Annotated in this window: 22 protein-coding genes; 15 read left to right on the forward strand and 7 right to left on the reverse strand. The window is 63.5% G+C overall.

The window, feature by feature from the left end; translation table 11 throughout:
* Positions 1-287: 287 nt before the first annotated feature.
* Positions 288-728 carry a Fur family transcriptional regulator gene (locus DNA98_RS11705; protein ID WP_110530909.1) on the forward strand — a complete coding sequence of 147 codons (441 nt, stop codon included), beginning with the start codon at positions 288-290 and terminating at the stop codon, positions 726-728.
* 45 nt (positions 729-773) lie between these two features.
* Here the strand turns inward: DNA98_RS11705 and DNA98_RS11710 are convergent, their stop codons facing one another.
* Complete coding sequence (locus DNA98_RS11710) at positions 774-1,205, reverse strand: hypothetical protein (protein ID WP_110530910.1); 432 nt, start codon at positions 1,203-1,205, stop codon at positions 774-776.
* Between the two features lie 11 nt (positions 1,206-1,216).
* On the reverse strand, positions 1,217-2,692 hold the full coding sequence (locus tag DNA98_RS11715) for a leucyl aminopeptidase (protein WP_110530912.1): 1,476 nt from the start codon (positions 2,690-2,692) through the stop codon (positions 1,217-1,219).
* 158 nt (positions 2,693-2,850) lie between these two features.
* Between DNA98_RS11715 and DNA98_RS11720 the strand changes: the two genes are divergently transcribed.
* The 6 genes from DNA98_RS11720 to DNA98_RS11745 all read left to right on the forward strand — a co-directional run bounded on the left by DNA98_RS11720 (position 2,851) and on the right by DNA98_RS11745 (position 8,149).
* Complete coding sequence (locus DNA98_RS11720; protein WP_110530915.1) at positions 2,851-3,729, forward strand: DUF1385 domain-containing protein; 879 nt, start codon at positions 2,851-2,853, stop codon at positions 3,727-3,729.
* Between the two features lie 271 nt (positions 3,730-4,000).
* Complete coding sequence (mnmA, locus tag DNA98_RS11725; protein ID WP_110530917.1) at positions 4,001-5,095, forward strand: tRNA 2-thiouridine(34) synthase MnmA; 1,095 nt, start codon at positions 4,001-4,003, stop codon at positions 5,093-5,095.
* Between the two features lie 91 nt (positions 5,096-5,186).
* Positions 5,187-5,834: a GntR family transcriptional regulator gene (locus tag DNA98_RS11730; protein WP_110530919.1), complete on the forward strand. Its 648-nt coding sequence runs from the start codon at positions 5,187-5,189 to the stop codon at positions 5,832-5,834.
* A 76-nt stretch (positions 5,835-5,910) separates the two neighbouring features.
* Complete coding sequence (locus DNA98_RS11735) at positions 5,911-7,215, forward strand: pyruvate carboxyltransferase (RefSeq protein WP_110530921.1); 1,305 nt, start codon at positions 5,911-5,913, stop codon at positions 7,213-7,215.
* Positions 7,216-7,292: 77 nt separating this feature from the next.
* Positions 7,293-7,925: a hypothetical protein gene (locus DNA98_RS11740; protein WP_110530923.1), complete on the forward strand. Its 633-nt coding sequence runs from the start codon at positions 7,293-7,295 to the stop codon at positions 7,923-7,925.
* Positions 7,913-8,149 carry a hypothetical protein gene (locus DNA98_RS11745; protein WP_110530925.1) on the forward strand — a complete coding sequence of 79 codons (237 nt, stop codon included), beginning with the start codon at positions 7,913-7,915 and terminating at the stop codon, positions 8,147-8,149. Before DNA98_RS11740 ends, DNA98_RS11745 begins: the two co-directional genes overlap by 13 nt.
* A gap of 13 nt (positions 8,150-8,162) precedes the next feature.
* On the opposite strand, the gene DNA98_RS11750 is transcribed toward DNA98_RS11745, so the two are convergent.
* The 5 genes from DNA98_RS11750 to DNA98_RS11770 all read right to left on the reverse strand — a co-directional run bounded on the left by DNA98_RS11750 (position 8,163) and on the right by DNA98_RS11770 (position 11,836).
* Positions 8,163-8,579, reverse strand: a complete 417-nt coding sequence (locus DNA98_RS11750) for a hypothetical protein (protein ID WP_110530927.1) — start codon at positions 8,577-8,579, stop codon at positions 8,163-8,165.
* A 603-nt stretch (positions 8,580-9,182) separates the two neighbouring features.
* Positions 9,183-9,548, reverse strand: coding sequence for a hypothetical protein (locus DNA98_RS11755; RefSeq protein WP_110530928.1), 366 nt, complete (start codon positions 9,546-9,548; stop codon positions 9,183-9,185).
* 164 nt (positions 9,549-9,712) lie between these two features.
* Complete coding sequence (locus tag DNA98_RS11760) at positions 9,713-10,519, reverse strand: mechanosensitive ion channel family protein (protein ID WP_110530930.1); 807 nt, start codon at positions 10,517-10,519, stop codon at positions 9,713-9,715.
* Between the two features lie 118 nt (positions 10,520-10,637).
* A complete protein-coding gene (locus DNA98_RS11765) occupies positions 10,638-10,997 on the reverse strand; it encodes a DUF1634 domain-containing protein (RefSeq protein ID WP_110530931.1) in 360 nt (119 codons plus the stop codon).
* Positions 10,994-11,836, reverse strand: coding sequence for a sulfite exporter TauE/SafE family protein (locus tag DNA98_RS11770; protein ID WP_110530933.1), 843 nt, complete (start codon positions 11,834-11,836; stop codon positions 10,994-10,996). The genes DNA98_RS11765 and DNA98_RS11770 overlap by 4 nt, the downstream gene beginning before the upstream one ends.
* Positions 11,837-11,959: 123 nt before the next feature.
* On the opposite strand from DNA98_RS11770, the gene zwf reads away from it, so the two are divergent.
* The 8 genes from zwf to DNA98_RS18120 all read left to right on the forward strand — a co-directional run bounded on the left by zwf (position 11,960) and on the right by DNA98_RS18120 (position 17,094).
* A complete protein-coding gene (zwf, locus tag DNA98_RS11775) occupies positions 11,960-13,399 on the forward strand; it encodes a glucose-6-phosphate dehydrogenase (protein WP_110530935.1) in 1,440 nt (479 codons plus the stop codon).
* Complete coding sequence (locus DNA98_RS11780; RefSeq protein WP_110530937.1) at positions 13,399-15,681, forward strand: glycoside hydrolase family 15 protein; 2,283 nt, start codon at positions 13,399-13,401, stop codon at positions 15,679-15,681. Before zwf ends, DNA98_RS11780 begins: the two co-directional genes overlap by 1 nt.
* Before the next feature lie 67 nt (positions 15,682-15,748).
* Complete coding sequence (locus DNA98_RS18535) at positions 15,749-15,979, forward strand: transposase (protein WP_370444448.1); 231 nt, start codon at positions 15,749-15,751, stop codon at positions 15,977-15,979.
* Complete coding sequence (locus DNA98_RS18360) at positions 15,883-16,083, forward strand: transposase (protein WP_255418288.1); 201 nt, start codon at positions 15,883-15,885, stop codon at positions 16,081-16,083. Before DNA98_RS18535 ends, DNA98_RS18360 begins: the two co-directional genes overlap by 97 nt.
* A gap of 62 nt (positions 16,084-16,145) precedes the next feature.
* Entirely contained in the window at positions 16,146-16,478 is a 333-nt protein-coding gene (locus DNA98_RS18540) for a hypothetical protein (protein ID WP_110530943.1), read from the forward strand.
* Complete coding sequence (locus DNA98_RS11800; protein WP_013012885.1) at positions 16,466-16,672, forward strand: type II toxin-antitoxin system VapB family antitoxin; 207 nt, start codon at positions 16,466-16,468, stop codon at positions 16,670-16,672. The genes DNA98_RS18540 and DNA98_RS11800 overlap by 13 nt, the downstream gene beginning before the upstream one ends.
* On the forward strand, positions 16,672-16,875 hold the full coding sequence (locus DNA98_RS18115; protein ID WP_233493197.1) for a hypothetical protein: 204 nt from the start codon (positions 16,672-16,674) through the stop codon (positions 16,873-16,875). The genes DNA98_RS11800 and DNA98_RS18115 overlap by 1 nt, the downstream gene beginning before the upstream one ends.
* A 27-nt stretch (positions 16,876-16,902) precedes the next feature.
* Entirely contained in the window at positions 16,903-17,094 is a 192-nt protein-coding gene (locus tag DNA98_RS18120; protein WP_233493198.1) for a hypothetical protein, read from the forward strand.
* Positions 17,095-17,262 lie beyond the last annotated feature (168 nt).

A 17,262-nucleotide genomic window follows, 5' to 3' on the forward strand; every position in this document is an offset into this window, starting at 1 on the left:
GGCCAAAGACTCAAGATCACCGGGGCCCACTGGAGCGAATCCGGAGCGAGCGCTAAGGCCCTGGTCCGCTCGCGGTTCTTCTCCCACAGCCCCGTCACACCTTTCCACGCCGTCCGACACGGCGCTTTCCCTACTGCAGCCTAGTTGCCTAAATCCAGGACACACCCCCTAAACGATACCCTTGCGCCCAGAGGTGACTCGGTGCCTTGCAGCACCCCTGTTGCAAATTGCACAAAACCCAAAGAGCGTAGTATGCTGGGTTGAGGATCAAGAAAGGTGGGTGAACCATGGCGAAAACTAAAGAGCGGGAGGCGTATCGGGGGCGGCTAAAGGGGGTCGGCCTACGCCACACCCTTCCCCGTGAGCGGATTTTGGCGTATTTAGATCGTAAGAATATGCACCCCACCCCCGAGGAGCTCTACCAGGGATTGAAGAAAAAGGGCTATGCCATCGGCCTTTCCACGGTGTACTTGAACCTTCAAGTCTTGCGTGACGCGGGCCTTTTGTGGGAGTTCAAAGATCAACAGGGTAACACCCGTTACGACGGCTTTACCGAGAGGCACCACCACCTCTTCTGCCTCAACTGCGGCAAAATCGAAGACGTGCTCGCCAAGGATCTACCCGAGTTCAACCCTGAGCCAATTCAAAAGGCTATCGAGTCCCGCATGGGCTGGTTTGTGGAGGATCCCCGCCTCGAGCTGCGCGGATTCTGCCCGGATTGCCAGTAGCTTATCCCTGAGGCTGAGGGGCGGCTCAGGCCGCCCCTCGGGGTGTTACGGCAGGCGCGGCGGTGGAACTTTGGTAGGAATCTGTACCACCAGGGCGTTGCGGAACCACAAGTCACAGTCTCCCACGCCGCGACTGCGCACCTCCACCCGGAAGGGGCTTTGCTGCCCCGAGAGCAAGAAGCGTTCGCCGATAGGGCTCGAGTTGGTCCCCAGCAACCTGCGCCCGCTTCCGATCACCCGCAGGTGGGCCCGCAACCCGCTCAGGGTCTGGTTGCTGATGTTGCGTACCACCCCCTGGGCCACGATCCACCCGCCGGTCTGGGTACAACTCCAGGTCAGGACCTCGAGCTTGTATTCGGTAGGCGAGGATAAGGGGGCAGCGCTTGCGAGGGGTGAGCCCGCGCTCGTTTTGGTTGTGCCCAAACCCATTCCGGCTATCGCCGCCGATACCAGCAGGAGGTTAACCCAACGCACCATCGTATCCTACCTCATTCCTCTGCAATTCCCGGAGCCACCATCTCTACCAGGGTGCGCACCCCAAACCCCGTTCCCCCTGCCGGGCCGAGGCTGTGAGGATTGGTAGTGTACGCCGGTCCGGCGATATCCAGGTGGACCAGGGGTTTTTCGGTGAACTCCGCCAGGAAGAGCCCGGCCATGATGGCCCCGCCGTGCCGGGCCCCGCTCACATTCTTGAGATCGGCGGTGGTGCTTTTGAGCAACTCGCGGTACTCTTCCTCCAGCGGCAGCGGCCAGACCTTTTCCCCGGCCCGCAGGGCGGCCTCCTGCACCTCTTTGCCCAGCCGCTCGTCGGTGGCGAATAGCCCAGCCACCCCCTGCCCCAAGGCCACCACGCAGGCCCCGGTAAGGGTGGAGAGTTCCACAATGGCCTCTGCGCCCTCCCGGTCGGCGTAGGTGAGGGCATCGGCCAGGGTGAGGCGGCCTTCGGCGTCGGTGTTCATCACCTCGATGGTTTTGCCGGAGAGGCTTTTGAGCACGTCGCTGACCCGATAAGCGTTACCCGAGACCATGTTCTCGGCGGCAGCGATGTAACCCCGTACCTCGACGTCGGGCCCGATCCGGGCGATGGCCCGCATAGCCCCCATCACCGCCGCAGCCCCGGCCATATCGGACTTCATGGTGGTCATGCTTTCGTTGGGCTTGAGCGAGTAGCCGCCGGTGTCGAAGGTGAGCCCCTTGCCCACATAGGCCAGCACCCGGGAAGGTTTACCCTGGGGCTTGTAGGTGATCTGAATAAAGCGGGGCGGGTGGGCCGACCCCTGGGCCACCCCGTAAAAGGCTCCCATCCCCTCTTGCTGGATCTGCCGCTCGTCCCAGACCGTGACCTGTAGCCCGGTCTCGCGGCCTAACTCTCGGGCTCGCTCGGCCAGCTCGGCTGGGGTTAGCACGTTGGGCGGCTCGTTCACCAGGTCGCGGGCGTAATTGACCGCCTCGGCCACGATCTCGGCGCGATCTACGGCAGGTCCGCTCGAGCGGGCTAGCCACAAGCGCAACCTTTTGACTTCAGGGTCGGATTTATACTTTTTGAACTCGTAAGCGCCCAGGATGGCCCCTTCAGCCAGGGCATAGCTGGCTTCCTTCTTGCCAAACTTCTCGGCCAAGAAGGTCTCGGTGACGGCTTCTTTGAAGCCTAGCTTGGCGACGGCCGCCACCAGCTTGGCCCCGGCCTTGCGTACCGTCTCGAGGCTCACCCCGCGTTTTTTGGCCCCCAGCCCGAAGAGCATCACGAACTCCGGCTCGCCTCCTCCCGGGGCCGACACCGGCAACAGCAAGGTTTCGCCAAAATCCCCGCGAAACTTGAGTTCCTCCATCATTTGGCTGATCTGTTCCCTTGCCGGCAGGCGCTGGCCCCCCTCGGTAAGTTCGCCTCCCCACACGCCGACTACCCGCAAACGGGCGGGAATTTCCTCGACATACCTCCGCGCGGATTTCAAACGAATTTCCATACGGCAGCGAATATACCACGGGGTGAGCTGAAAAAACCATGGACGTTTGCTGAGAAGAGCGAGAAAATCGCATAAAACAAAGTATGCCAGCCAGCTCCTCGGGTACAGCTTTAGGGGTCGCTGCACAAAACTCATCCCGCCGTGGCAGAATGGTCGGGATGAAAACGCTTGGTGGTTCGGCCGCCCTCGAGGGCGTCATGATGAAATCCCCGGAAGCTTGGGCCCTAGCGGTGCGGCTTCCGGACGGCCAAATCCACGTGGAGCGCCACGAGGAAGTGGGGATCGCGCAAAGGTACAAGTGGGCCCGCTGGCCTTTTTTGCGGGGGATCGTGGCCCTCTTCGACTCCTTGCAGGTCTCTTACCGGGCCCTCTCGCGCAGCGCCGAGCTGGCCGGGGAGGAAGATGAGCAGCTCTCGCGGGGGGCCCTCTACACCACCATGGCCGTATCGCTGGCGGTGAGCATCGCGGTGTTTATCGTACTGCCGGGGTTTTTATCGGGTTTGCTGATCAACGCCGCCCAGCACCCGGTGGTTTACAACCTGGTGGCTGGCGTGATCAAGGCCGCCATCTTGGTTGGTTATCTGCTTTTTATCGGCCGGATCCCGGACATCCAGCGCTACTTCATGTACCACGGAGCCGAGCACAAGGCCATCGCCGCTTACGAGCGGGGGCTGGAACTTACCGTGGCCAACGTGCGGGCTCAGCCCGCCTATCATCCCCGCTGCGGCACCACCTTTATCGCCTTTGTGATCCTGGCCAGCGTGGTGGTATATAGCTTTATCCCCAACCCCGACAGCCTGGCCTGGCGGCTTTTGGGCCGGGTGGTGCTCCTGCCGGTGGTGGCGGGGCTGGCTTTTGAGCTTTTGCGTTGGTCGGCCACGCACTCCGACCCCATTTCCAAATTGCTCCGGGCCATCGGCTTCCGCTTCCAGATGCTCACCGTCAAGGAGCCCACCGACGATATGATCGAGGTCTCAATCGCCAGCACCAAGGCGGCGCTCGAAAAGGCCTCTGCCCAGCCGGTTCCGGTGGCGTGAGGCGGTCGGTAGCTCGATGCGGAAGCACGCTATACGCAATACGCGACTTACGTCGTACGCCATACGCAAAACGCCAGACGCTAAACGCGGGGGTTTTTTGTACACCCAGAGGTAGATTCCCTATCGGGACCGGCGGAGCCGGTACACCTAGAGGTAGATTCCCTGCGTTCGACGTACGACGTAGGACGCGCTACGCCTGACGTGTGGTCAGCCCACCGGGGCATTGGAAGTGTGCTCTACTTCCTAAAGCTATCGAGTACACTTAACCCTTGTGGGCAAGGGGCGCGTGCTCGTGGCGATGTCCGGGGGAGTAGATTCCTCGGTCTCGGCGGCGTTGCTCAAGGAGCAGGGCTATGAGGTGATCGGGGCCATGATGCGTTTCTGGCCCGACAATAAGAGGGATGACTGTTTCGAAACCTGTTGCTCGCCCGACGCTGCTTACGAAGCCAGGCGGGTGGCGGATATCGTAGGCATTCCTTTCTACCTTCTTGACTACCGCGAGGAGTTCCAGGAGAAGATTATCAACCCCTTTATCGCCGGGTATGCGTCGGGGGAGACACCCAACCCCTGTGTGCACTGCAACACCCGGGTCAAGTTTGACTCGTTGCTCAAAAAGGCCCGCATGCTGGGCTGCGATTTTGTGGCGACCGGGCATTACGTGATCCGTGAAGGGAACGCCCTCTTCCGCGGCGACCCCAAAAAGGATCAAACCTACTTTCTCTGGGGCACTCCCAAAGAGGCCATCCCGCACATGATGTTTCCGGTGGGGCACCTGGAGAAGCCCCAGGTGCGGGCCATCGCCGAGCGCTTCGGCCTGCCGACGGCCAAGAAGCCCGAGAGCCAGAACATTTGCTTCGTGCAGGGAGACTTGAAGGAGTTCCTGAGCACTCACCTCACCGCCAAGCCGGGGCCCTTAGTAGACCTCGAGACCGGCGAGGTGATCGGCGAGCACGCGGGGGCGCAGTTCTACACCGTGGGCCAGAAGAAGGGGTTGGGACTCTTCAAGACCCACCTCGAGCGCTACGTGGTGCGGGTGGATGTGGCTGCCAACGAGGTCATCGTGGGGCCGCGGGAGGCGTGCTTGTGGAGCGGCCTCGAGGCTCGAGAGGTCAACCTGCTGGTCGAGCCGGAGGAACTGCCCGAGACGCTCGAGGTGCAAGTGCGCTACCGCACCAGGCCCGTGCGGGGGAAGGTTGAACGCCTTGGGGATGGACGCATGACCGTTCGCCTCGCCGAGCCGCAGTTCGCCGTGACCCCCGGGCAGAGCATGGTGCTCTACCAGGGGGATCGCCTGCTGGGGGGCGGGTTCATCCACAAGCCGCTGTATAACGGGCTCGAGGAGAAGCGCGCCCTCGTTGCTGGATAATCCACCTACCCGATAAGGGAGGATTTTGGCCGACCTGACCCATCCAGCGGCTGCGCTTGACTAAATACTATATAAGTAGTTTTATTAAGGCATGCTACCAGAGCTTTCCCTGGACCGTACCAGCCCGATCCCGCTCTCTGAGCAAATCCGCAGCCAACTTCGCTTGCTGATCGTTGCTGGGCAGTTGAAGCCGGGCGAACTGCTCCCCACCATCAAGGAACTAGCAAGGCGGCTCAAGGTCAATCCCAACACGGTCTCGGAGGTGTATTCCAGCTTGGAGAGCCAGGGTTACCTAAGCGGCCACAAGCGTGGGGGGACTCGGGTATCACAGAATCCACCCGCGCTCGAGCCGCAGGAAGTCCTGGCATTGCAGCTATCGGCCCGGCTGGCCCGTGAAGCTTGTCGCCTCGGCTTATCTCCAGCCCAGATGGCCCGCTGGATCACAGCTCAGGTCGCGCTTCTAGTGCAGCCCCAAATAAAAGTGGCTGCACTAGGAAATACTGCGACCCAAGCCCAGCGCTGGGCGGAGCGGGTTCAGGCCTGGCTGGGGGAGGAAGCTCAGGTGGACCCGGTAGCTTTGGGAGAGGGCCTAGACTCTGGATATTTGTTCGTCGCGGTCGAGCCGCAGATGCTCCACCCGGCGCGCTCGTTTATCCCGGCTGTAGCTCGTCCGAACCGCTGGCGCAGCCTACCCGCTTGGGCTCGAGCCTATTACGAAGGCCCCCAGGGAGCCGATTGAGTGCCCTGTGCAAGGCTTATGAATCTGGGCTGAGCTACCGATAAGGCATGACCCTATAGGAAAGGAGAGCTCCGCAATGAAGGAAATCAGCGACCCCCAGAGCCCCGAATACTTCCTAGAAAGCTTTCCCCGGGAGGATTTCCCTCGGTACCGCTGGGTAGAACGCCCCTCGAGTTTGCCGTTGCAGGCTTGGACTACCGAGACTACCCACCGCGACGGACAACAAGGTGGCCTACCGCTCACGCCCGAACAGGGCTTACGGATCTACGACCTGTTGTGCCGCTTCACCAGAGGTTCGGGGGCCATCCGCCAGGCTGAGTTCTTCGTGTACCGTGCAGCCGACCGCTTTATACTCCAAGGCGCTTTGGAGCGCTACCGCTCGGGGGCGCCTATCGAGCCCACCACCTGGATCCGAGCTGCGGCCAAGGACGTGGCCCTCATCAAGAGCTTGGGCGTGCGCGAGACCGGGATGCTGGCTTCGGCCTCGGATTACCACACCTTCCACAAGTTCAAACCCGGCGGGCGTAACCAGGCTGCTAAGGTTTACCTCGAGGCTGTCCAGATGGCCCTTGACGCGGGGATTCGGCCCCGGCTCCACCTCGAGGACGCCACCCGGGCCCCCTTGGAGTTCATGCTGCCTTTAGTCGAGAACGCCTTGGAACTCGCCGAGCCTTACCGAGTGCGTCCCAAGTTCCGGGTCTGCGACACGATGGGCCTAGGCCTGCCCTATGACGACGTGGCCCTGCCCCGAAGCATCCCCCGCCTCTTCCGAGAGTTGCGCAAACTGGGGCTCGAGCCGGAGGACCTGGAGTTTCACCCCCACAACGACACCGGCCTCATCGTGGCGAACTGCTTAGCGGCGATCCGCGAGGGCTGTGCGGTGATCAACGGCACCACCCTAGGCAAGGGGGAGCGCACCGGGAACGCCCCCTTGGAGCAAGTTTTGCTGCACTTGATCGGGATGGGTTACTTTCCCGAAGACCGACCGGACTTCACCGTCCTGGGCGAACTGGCCGAACTCTACGCCGCAATGGGCGAGCCGTTACCTGCCAAGTATCCGCTTTATGGCAGAGATGCCCACCGTACCCGCGCCGGGATCCATGCCGACGGGCTCAACAAATTTTGGTGGATGTACGCCCCTTTTGACGTGCCGAAGCTGTTGGGGAGGCCCCTCGAGGTCTCGCTCACCAAGGAGTCTGGCCTGGCGGGGTTGATCTTCCTGATCCGCCAACATCTGGGGATTGAACTCGCCAAGGATAACCCTGGCCTGCAAGCCCTCCACGCTTGGGTCATGGAGCAGTTTGAGGCCGGGCGGCAAACCGCCATCGAGTGGGAAGAGCTCGAGCCCAAGGCCAAAGAGTATCTCAGCGTCGGGGCTTAGGTTCCCGAAGGAAAGCCCCTCGCGTAACCCGGTCGGCCCCGGGGAGCTGCCGCTTGCCCCTACGGTATGCTGGAGCCATGACCGAACAGCTCGTGGCCTCCGCCGACCTCGAGGACTGGCTGAGCGAGGCCTTGCAGCAGCGCACCCGTAGTTTCCAAGACGAACTGGGGACCACTTATGCTTACCTCGAGGGGGCCTACGGCGGGGAAACCCTGCTTTTGTGGCTGCCTGGAGGTATCTTGAGTAGGGTGTTGCCGGCCTTGTTGCCCCTAGACCTCAAGGGCCGCATGGTGCTGGCCATAGACGCCTCGCCGGGACACGCGGTCCCCTTCGCACGGGCCTTGTATTGGGTGGCTCCCCGCCGGGCCCTGGTAGTGCAGCCCGAGCATTCCGGGTTGGGCTTTCGTACCCCCGGCCAAAAGGAGATCGCTGAGGGAGAGTGGGTACCCTGGTCGGATGCACGACCGGCCCGTACCCTGCGGGTGATGGCCCCTACCGGGGTGGAGTACCTCGAGACCCGCTGTTATCCCCCCTTTGAAGCCGATTCCCTGCACCCGAATTTTCCCGAGATCCCTGGCCCGCACCTCCTCGGGGCGGGCTGGAAGCAAGGGATACCCACCTACGGGCTTGGTTTGGTAGGCTTATCGGAGAGCTTAGGTGCCCTCCTCGGGTCCTGGGGGCTCCTTAAGGAGAGTGGATGGAAAGTCTGACCAACGCCCAAGGCTACTTGCTTGCAGCCCTCTTTACCATCGGCGCGGTGCTGGTGACCGCCCTGATCTACCTGGCCATCAACCCCCGCAGCGTGGCGACCAAGAGTGAATCCGCCGATCTGCGCTATATCGGTTTCGCCCTGCTGTTGATTATCCTCTCGGCGGGGACGATTGCCTCGCTCCTGTACCTGGGTAAGCTGGGGCTAGAGATGCCCAAGCTCTAAAGACTACAGGCTTTTACGCCGATTTCCCGCTGGCTGGGGTTTCCAGGTATTGAAGATCGGCCTCGAGCTGGTGCTGAACATACTCGAGTACCGGCCTCCACTCGTACGGCCAGCGGCTTTTGAGGAATTCCAAGCAGGGCAGAATCTCTTTGCGGATCAGCGTGGCTTCCTGGATGCGGCGGCGCTTTCCTCCTTTGGCCGCGCTCAGGGCCAAGGCCTCGAGCCGGCGCACCCAGCAGGTACGGGCCACCCCTCCGGTGGCTTCACACAACAGCCCGGGAGTTCCAGGGCAACGTTGGGTGAGCTCGGCCTGGGCGCCGGCAAGTTCGGGGTGGCCGAGCAGGGCAGGCCCCATCGGCCCGGCAAATAAAGCGGCGAGCCGCCGGTAGCGCCGTTTACGGGAGCGACGGATCCAGGCCTCGCCTTGCATAGCCTTAGGCTAGCTCGAGCGAGGGGGGATAAACGTCCTAGAGCCCGCCAGGACTTGAGAAGGCCAGCCGTGAAAGACGGCGGAAGCGGGGCAAAACTCCAGCGTTTGGGCAGCAGGACAAAGCCCTTCTTGGCCTCTGCAAGATGCCTTCCCCAGCAGCGGCCTGCTCGGCGACTTGCGCTTCTCGGGGTTGGACGGTAAGGCCGCACTGGGCTGAGCCTCACGACCCGCTAATAGCCGTAGGGTCTCGCCAATCCTCGAATACCCCCAGCGCCGGTGCGCACCAGCCAGCGCAGGGTGTACTTGCGCCCTGTTGCATTCAAAAGGCCCCCCCCTCATCGCGCACGTCCGAGGGGTACGGTCTATGCTGTCCCCCTTCGCTTCGAATAGGTTCTTACCAGCCTCTAGAGCATCCCGGCGCAGCACAGGGTCTCGTTGTCGGGGTGGGGGAGAGCAGAAGCACCCGGCCGGTGGCCAAGAAGGCCGGCACTTGGGGCAGGGCCGTTACCTTGGGGGTGTAGCTGAGGCCGGGAACATTAATAGGGCGAGCAGCAACAAGACCAGCAGCCCGTAGCGTGTCTTGAACCGCCTGCGCACGAGCCCCTACTGCAGGGGGTGGGCCTCGAGAACCATAGGCTTGGAAATTGGCGGATGAACGAGCTCACCCACCCGCTCATAGGCATATTGGATGCTCTGCCAGAGGGCCTCTTCGTCTTCCTCGGTAGGGTTGGCCAGGTAGATCCAGCCAGGGTAGTGAGGGTGAGGCCGAACCGCCTGGCTGTGGAAGCGGAAATCGGGATGAGGCTGCAGGCCATAGATTATCCCACCCGACTCCACAACTTCTAGAAAAAGCGCGCCGGGTTTGTGGAGAGAGCCCCGGTAAAAGCGCTCGGTGGAACCCTCGAGCTCAACCTCCACCTCTTTCAGGCTATAGGCCAGATGCAACAGGCGCTCGTTCAGGTCGAACATGGCAGCCTCCTCTGGCCCAACTCTGCGCCTGAAGGGTAAAAACACCGTAAAGGTTGGTAAAGGATTAGCTGGCTTCAGCTCCTTGACGGCCTTCTCCGGTAACGTTCAGACCGTACCATCGACATCCTCCCTGTCGCCTTGCCACGAGGAGAGTCCAGGGGTTCTTATTCGCTCTTGGGTGGGTGGCTGCAACCTGATCCCTCTTTGGACTGGCCATCATTTTGAGGTTCGTGTTCGTCCTGGGCGGCCCTACTCCTCAAAATCTTCAGCGCCGCTGCTACTTCCTCCCCACGCAGGTAAAGGATCCCCCGTATCCCATCCGGGCTTAGAGCGGTGGCTTCAAACCGCGCCCGGGGAAGAGCTTTTCCTAGGGACTGCCAGAGGGCCTCTTCGGGTAGGACGACCTCCACTGCCAGCTCCTGTCCCCTGACGATGACTGAATCCATAAGGCGAGCATTGGGGAGGCGGATCTCGCCCGAGGCTCCTCGCAACACGGCGTGGAAAAGTGTCACATCCTGCACTTCTCCCCGGTATTCTACCCCGCCATAAGCCCAGGAGCGCACACGGATATACTCTCCCACACGGAAAGCGCCGGAGAGCATGAGGACGATTCCGGAAAGCACGTTAGAGAGCGTAGCCTGAGCCGCCAGACCCACCACCGCACCGGCTACTGCCCCCCCAGCGAGCAGGGCAGTGGGGTGATATCCCGCTGCCGAGAGGCCCAGCAGCAAGACCAACAAGTAACCCACCACTTCCAGAAGCCGCACCCCTCCGGTCAGATGCGCCAGGCCCAGGCGTCGCAGAGCCCGGTGTCCAATGCCAGCTAGGGCGTAGACCAACATCACACCGCCTATCACGAACGTCGCTGCCAGATAAGGGGTCACCCGCTTCAGACCCAGATCCTCTACCAGAGGAGGCAGGGTCAGGAGCAGCCCCAATCCTAGAGCTAGGTACAGTAGATATTGCCGCACACAACTCCTTTTGTTCTACCTCAGCGCAGGGTAGGCATACTGTTGGAAGTCCCCTAAGTGGTATGGCCCGCCTGGGCGATATGCTACGAGCGTTGGGGCGGCGGGGGGCACCAGAGCCCTAGCGGGCCAGGCTGTAGAGCAAGACCCCCAGCACCCAGAGCGTAACCCCAACAAAGATTACGTCGCGCTGCCGAGCGAAGAGCACCGCCGAGAGGGCTACCCGTAGCACAGGGGTCAGCACCAGGAGCAACAGGCCCAGCTGGATCAGATGCTTGGGCCGGGCCTCCTCGGCCCCCTGCCAGATGCCCAGCAGCGAGCGCAAAGAGGCGGGCTCCCCCCTAAAGACCGAATAGCTTACGCTCTGGCCACCGTGAGTTGCGAGCTCTATCAGGCCCCCGGCCAGAACCACCACCCCGGCCACCAAAACCCCCGCCCGCAGCAGATACCCCAGCACTACCTCCATGGCCCGGTCGTTCACAGTCCACCCCGCAGGCCCTGGTAAATCATCTGTATCCCCAACAGAGAAATCACCCCCACAAAAAGCAGTCGTAGCCGCGCCGGGGCGGCTCTGGTCAGGATACGCGCCCCCAACAGCGAGCCCAGGAGCACGCCCAACATGACCGGCATGGCCAGCAGGGGGTCGATATAGCCTCGGCTCAGGTAGACGCCTGCGCTGGCCGCGGCGGTCACCCCGATCATAAAGTTGGAGGTGGTGGTGGAGACCTTGTAGGGCAGGCCCATCACCCGGTCCATGGCCAGCACCTTTACTGCCCCCGAACCGATGCCCAAGAGCCCCGAGAGCATCCCGGCCACCCCCATCAAGCCGAACCCCCCGAGTACGCGCTGCACTTTGTAGGGCTGGAGGCCCTGGGGGGTAGGGTAGGCACCCTCCAGCCGCAATCGCACGGCCAAGGGGTCGGAGGGCGCGGAGATGGGCTGCTCGTCTTTGTGGCGATCCTGGAAGCTCTGGTAGGCCGAGTACAGCAGCATCAGGCCAAACACGGTAGCGATCCAGCTTTTGGGAAGGATCCCCACTAGATAAGCCCCCAACAGGGCCCCTGCGGTGGTGGCTACTTCCAGAAACATCCCGATGCGCAGGTTGGAGTACCCCTCCCGCACATAGGCCGAGGCGGCCCCACTCGAGGTCGCGATCACCGAGACCAGCGAGGCCCCCAGGGCGTAGGGCAGATCTACTTTGAAGCCCAGCACCAGCAGCGGCACCAGAATCACCCCACCCCCCAGCCCGGTGAGGGCCCCCACCCCTCCGGCCAGTAGACTGCCCAGGAACAGGAGGAGGGAGAGTTGAAGCTCGCTCATGAGGACAGGGATATTCTAAGGGAATCGCGGTTTTACGGCACGGGTACCAAAATCGTCCGCTCATCAAGGCATCCGATCTTCACCTTTACCCAACCTTTACGGTTCTGGTAATAGCTTGTCTCTATGAACACCCCCCAACAACCTTCCACCCTGGTCATCCTGGGCGCCACCGGTGATCTCACCCGCCGCCTGCTGATGCCCGCGCTCTACCGCCTGCATGCTCTGGGCCACCTCGAGGGCCTCTCCATCGTAGGGTACGCGGTAGAGGGCTGGAGCCGGGAGGAGTTCGTGGCCCACCTGGAAGAGGGCCTGCGGCAGTTCGTCCTGGGCTTCGACACCGCGCGGTGGGGGGCTCTGGCGGCGCGGATCGACTACTGCTCGGGCGACCTCAGCGCGGAAAACCTGAGCGTATTGAAAGGACGCCTGACCCCCTCAGCGGTGTTCTACCTGGCCCTGCCTCCCAACCTCTTCGGCCTGGCCGCGGAGGGGCTGGGGCAGGCCGGGCTGAGTCGGGAAGAGGGAGGGTACCGCCGCCTGGTGGTGGAGAAACCCTTCGGGTACGACCTCGCCTCTGCGGAAGCCCTGCACGCCCAGATCCACCACTTCTGGGCTGAGAAGCAGGTCTACCGCATCGACCACTTCCTGGGCAAGGAGACGGTACAGAACCTGCTGGTCTTCCGCTTTGCCAACCGCTTTTTGGAGCCTATTTGGAACGCCCAGCACATCGCGCAGGTGCAGATCACCTACGCCGAAACCCTGGGGCTGGAGGGTCGCTGGCGCTACTACGATCAGGCCGGGGCCTTACGCGACATGCTGCAAAACCACCTGATGCAGCTGTTTACCCTGGTGGCTCTCGAGCCCCCCTCGATCTGGGACGCCGAGGTGCTGCGCGAGCACAAGGTGGAGGTGCTGCGCGCGGTGCGGCCCATCCCAGCGGAACAGGTGGACAGTTTCGCGGTGCGGGGGCAGTACACCGCCGGAAGCTTGAGGGGCCAGGAGGTGCCGGGGTATGTGCAGGAAGCGCACATCCCCCCCACCTCCACCACCGAGACCTTTGCCGCCCTCAAGCTTTTTGTGGACAACTGGCGCTGGCGCGGGGTGCCTTTTTACCTGCGCAGCGGCAAACGGCTTTGCGCCGACTACGCCGAGGTGGCGGTGCAGTTCCATGAGGTGCCCGCCCGGTTCTTCGGGCCCAAGGCGCCGGGGAGCAACTGGCTGGTCTTTCACATGCAGCCCCGCAAATCCCTCGAGCTCCAAGCCTGGGCCAAGATCCCGGGGCTTGCGCTCGAGGCCCAGCCGGTAGCCCTCGAGGCCCCCTACGAGCAGCCGGGCGAGGCCTCCTACTCAGCCTACGAAGGGCTTTTGTTGGATGCTTTGCAAGGCGATCAGGCCCACTTCCTGCGCTTCGATGAGGTGGAGTGGTCCTGGCGCATTCTGGAGCCGGTGCTCCAGGCCTGGAAGAGCGGTCAGCCTGAACCCTACCCTGCCGGATCGGAAGGGCCGGCGGGGATGGCCCGGCTGATGGACGAGGGCCACGTTTGGCGGCCCTTAGGAGGTGAGTGATGGAGGCTTTTGGCGCGCCGGGCATCTCCCCTACCTGGGCCAGCAGCAGCAAGGATCTCATCGGCACAGCCCTGGGCCCCAGCCGCATCTGGTTCACCCTGGGCTATGGCATCCTCAACGAGGTGTTCTGGCCCTCCACCGGCGAGCCACAGATCCGCGATCTGGGCTTCATTGTGGCCCGGGAAGGGGCCTGGTACGAGGTCAAGCGGGTGCAGCGCTATACCCTCTCGACCCCGGCCCCCGAGGTGCCCCTGCCGCGGGTGGTGCACCGGGGCGAGGGGTACACCCTCGAGCTGGAGTTTCTGGTCGATCCCAACCGCGACGTGGTGCTGGTGCGCTACCGGCTGGAAGGGGAGGGCTTCCGGCTTTATCCGCTGCTGGCCCCTCACCTGGGCAGCAGCGGCCACGACAACACTGCCTGGGTGGAGGGCTCGGTTGTCTATGCCCAGAAAGGGAGCGTGGCGCTCGCGCTCCTGTCCGAGCCGGGATTTGCCCGGGCCAGCGCGGGTTTTGTGGGCTTTTCCGACGGCTGGCAGGACTTCCACCGGAACGGGGCCATGACCTGGAGCTTCAGCCGGGCCGCGGAGGGCAACGTGGCCCTGATGAGCGAGCTGTTAGCCCCCGAGGGGGTGCTGGCGCTGGGGTTCGCCGAGACCCCCGAGGGGGCCCAAACCCTGGCCCGCTCGAGCCTGGCCGAGGGCTACGGGGCGGTGCGGGCCCGCTACCTGGAGGGCTGGGAGGCCTGGGCTAGGGGGCTACGAATCGAGGGAGAGAGCCCTGAGCTCACCCGGATGGCCCGCACCTCGGCCATGGTGCTGCGGGTGCACGAGGATGCGACCTACCCCGGGGCAGTGGTGGCCAGCCTCTCCACCCCCTGGGGTGCCTCCCACGACGACCCCGGCGGCTACCACCTGGTCTGGCCGCGCGACGCGGTGGAGGCCGGGCTGGCCCTTCTGGCGGCGGGCCAGGTGCAGGACGCCCGGCGGATGCTGGCCTACCTCATGGCCACCCAGCGGCCCGATGGAAGCTGGCCGCAGAACTTCTACCCCGACGGGCGGCCCTACTGGCAGGGCCTCCAGCTCGACGAGGTGGCCCTGCCGGTGCTGCTGGCGGTGCGCTTGGCAGAAGCGGGGGGGCTTTCCGAAGGGGTCCCGGTGAGGCGGATGGTGCAAAAGGCCCTCCGCTTTATCGCTCGCAACGGCCCCTACAGCCCCCAAGATCGCTGGGAGGAGAACGCCGGGGCCAACCCCTTCACCCTGGGAGTGCAGGTGGCCGCGCTGGCGGCAGGGGCGGATTTTTTGCCGGAGCCCGACCGAAGCTACGCCCTCTCGCTGGCCGATGCCTGGAACGCCCGCATCGAGGAGTGGACCTACGTAGAGGGCACTGCGCTGGACCGGCGCTATGGGATCCGCGGGCACTACGTGCGTCTTTCACCCCCGGGGGAGACCGCCCTGAGAGGCCGGATCGTGCTGGCCAACCGCCAGGGGGAGGCCCTGTCCGCCCGGGAGCTTTTGGGGCTGGAGTTCCTATATCTGGTGCGGCTTGGGCTGCGCTCCCCCGAGGATCCGCGCATTCGGGAGACGGTGCGGCTGGTAGAGGCCCTCCTGCGGGTGGAGCTCCCTACCGGGATCTTCTACCACCGCTACAACGAAGACGGCTACGGGGAGCACGCTGACGGGAGCCCCTTCGACGGCTGGGGGATCGGGCGGGCCTGGCCCTTGCTGGCTGGGGAGTGGGGGCACTACGCCCTCCTGGCGGGCGAAGACCCTCTCCCTTACCTCCAGGCCATGGTCCGATCGGCGAGCCCCGGGGGGATGATCCCCGAGCAGGTCTGGGACAGCCCGCCGATCCCCGAACGGGGCCTGTTCCCCGGGCGGCCCAGCGGCAGCGCGATGCCTTTGGTCTGGGCCCACGCCGAGTACCTCAAACTTTTCTTGGCTTTGCAGCAGGGTCATCCCAGCGAGTGGCTCGAGGGGGTAGCCCAACGCTACCAAAGCCCCCGTCCTCCCCAGATCCTGCACTGGCGCCCCGACACCCCCTATCGGGCGATCCTCCCCGGACAAACCCTCTGGGTAGAGGCGGCATGGCCCTTCACTTTGCACTTTGGTTTTGATGGCTGGCACGGGGTACAGGAACGGCAAGCCGCCGAAGTGGGTTTGGGTTGTTTTGGGGTTCAGCTCGAGCCTGCGCTGCTTCGGGGCCACCGTTCGCTCGAGTTCACCCGGCGCTTCGAGGAGGGTTGGGAAGGGCAGGACTACGAGGTGATGCTCCAAGAGGAGTGAGAGGCAAGTCCGGTACGCTTGAAAGGTGAAACCTACACGGCCAGTTTACCCCCGTGACCTAACAGACGTGGAGTGGGCCATACTGGAGCCCTTGATCCCGGCCCCCAAACCCGGGGGCCGTCCCGCCACGGTACCGAGGCGCGAAATCGTTAGCGCCATTCTCTACGTCCTAGGTCACGCGAAGCGTACCTTGCAAACGGCATCAAGTGGCGGGCCATGCCCCACGACCTGCCCCACTGGTCCACGGTCTATCCCTACTTCCGCAAGTGGCAGAAGGAGGGGGTTTGGGAACGGGTAACGCCAGCCCTGGTCCGCCGGGACCGGGAGCGAGAAGGGAGGCACGCCTCTCCCAGCGCCCGGGTTATGGACAGCCAGTCGGTGGTCACGCGAAGCGTATCTTGAAGACCAGGGAAAAAGGGGGCCCCGGGGAAACGCCAGGTAGTGACGGACACTGGGGGTCGCCCTTGGTCCACCCGGCCAACGGGCATGACCGGTGGGGCGGGAAGGTGCTCTTGGAGGGGCTAGATCCTGTTTACTGGCCAAGGGTGCGGGAGGGGGAGGAGGTGCCGGAGATTCCGCGGGAGAGGGGGTTCAAGCCCTTGCCCAAGCGGTGGGTGGTGGAGCGGACGTTGGCGGGGTTGGGTAGGAACCGGCGCTTGAGCAAGGACTATGAAGAGCGGCCTGAGGTGAGCGTGGCGTTTTTTCGCCGAGCGAAGCGAGGGGTGGTCTGGGTCTACCTGGGCATGCTACGCTTGTTGGTGAAAGCGTGTATACTCGGGGCACCATGCCCCGCATGACCATCGAAATTGACGAAGCTCTGCTGGAAGAGGCCCGCCGGGTGCTAGGGGTACGCACCAAGCGGGAGGCCATCGAGCGGGCCTTGCAGGAACTGGTGCGCCAGCAGCGCCGCCGGGGCATCCGGGCCCACGCCGGGCGGGTGGAGCTCGAGCTCACCCAGGAAACCCTACGCGCGCTGCGGGAGTCCCGCTAGTGGCCCGCATTTTGGTAGATACCCCGGCCTGGATTGAGTTTTATCATCCCAAGGGTGCCCGCCAAGTCAAGCAAGCCCTGGGTAACGCCCTGGAGGTACATGAGATCGCGGTTTTAGCGCCGATTACCGTGGAACTCCTGTCCGGCGCGAAGAGCGAAAAAGACTACGGTCTTCTCGCTACCGACCTGCAGGCCCTGCCCTGACTACCCTTGGGCAACGAAGAGGCGGGGGTGGCTGGCAAGCTGGCCTTCACACCGGCCCGTTCCGGCCAGCGGGTCCCCACGGTGGACTTGCTGATCGCCGCAGCGGCTTTGGTGCATGGCTGCGAACTGTGGCACTTTGGCGATGCCCATTTTGCGACCATCGCGGGCCATAGCCCCCTGCAAGAACACAATCTCAAAAACGCTTTAGATATCCCATAAAGTGACGACTCCCCGTTCTGCGCCGCGCCGTGGTGCGGCGCAGGGCTTCACCTGTCGAAGGAAGCTCATCTCCGGCAAGTTGAAGCTGGATTTGAGCCCTTTGCTATCGGTAAATGTGGGGTGCCTGATTTTGTTTGGCCATCGCGCTTGCCTTTTTTACCGAACTTA

Origin of the sequence: Meiothermus sp. Pnk-1, assembly GCF_003226535.1 — a bacterium.
GTDB lineage: Bacteria > Deinococcota > Deinococci > Deinococcales > Thermaceae > Allomeiothermus.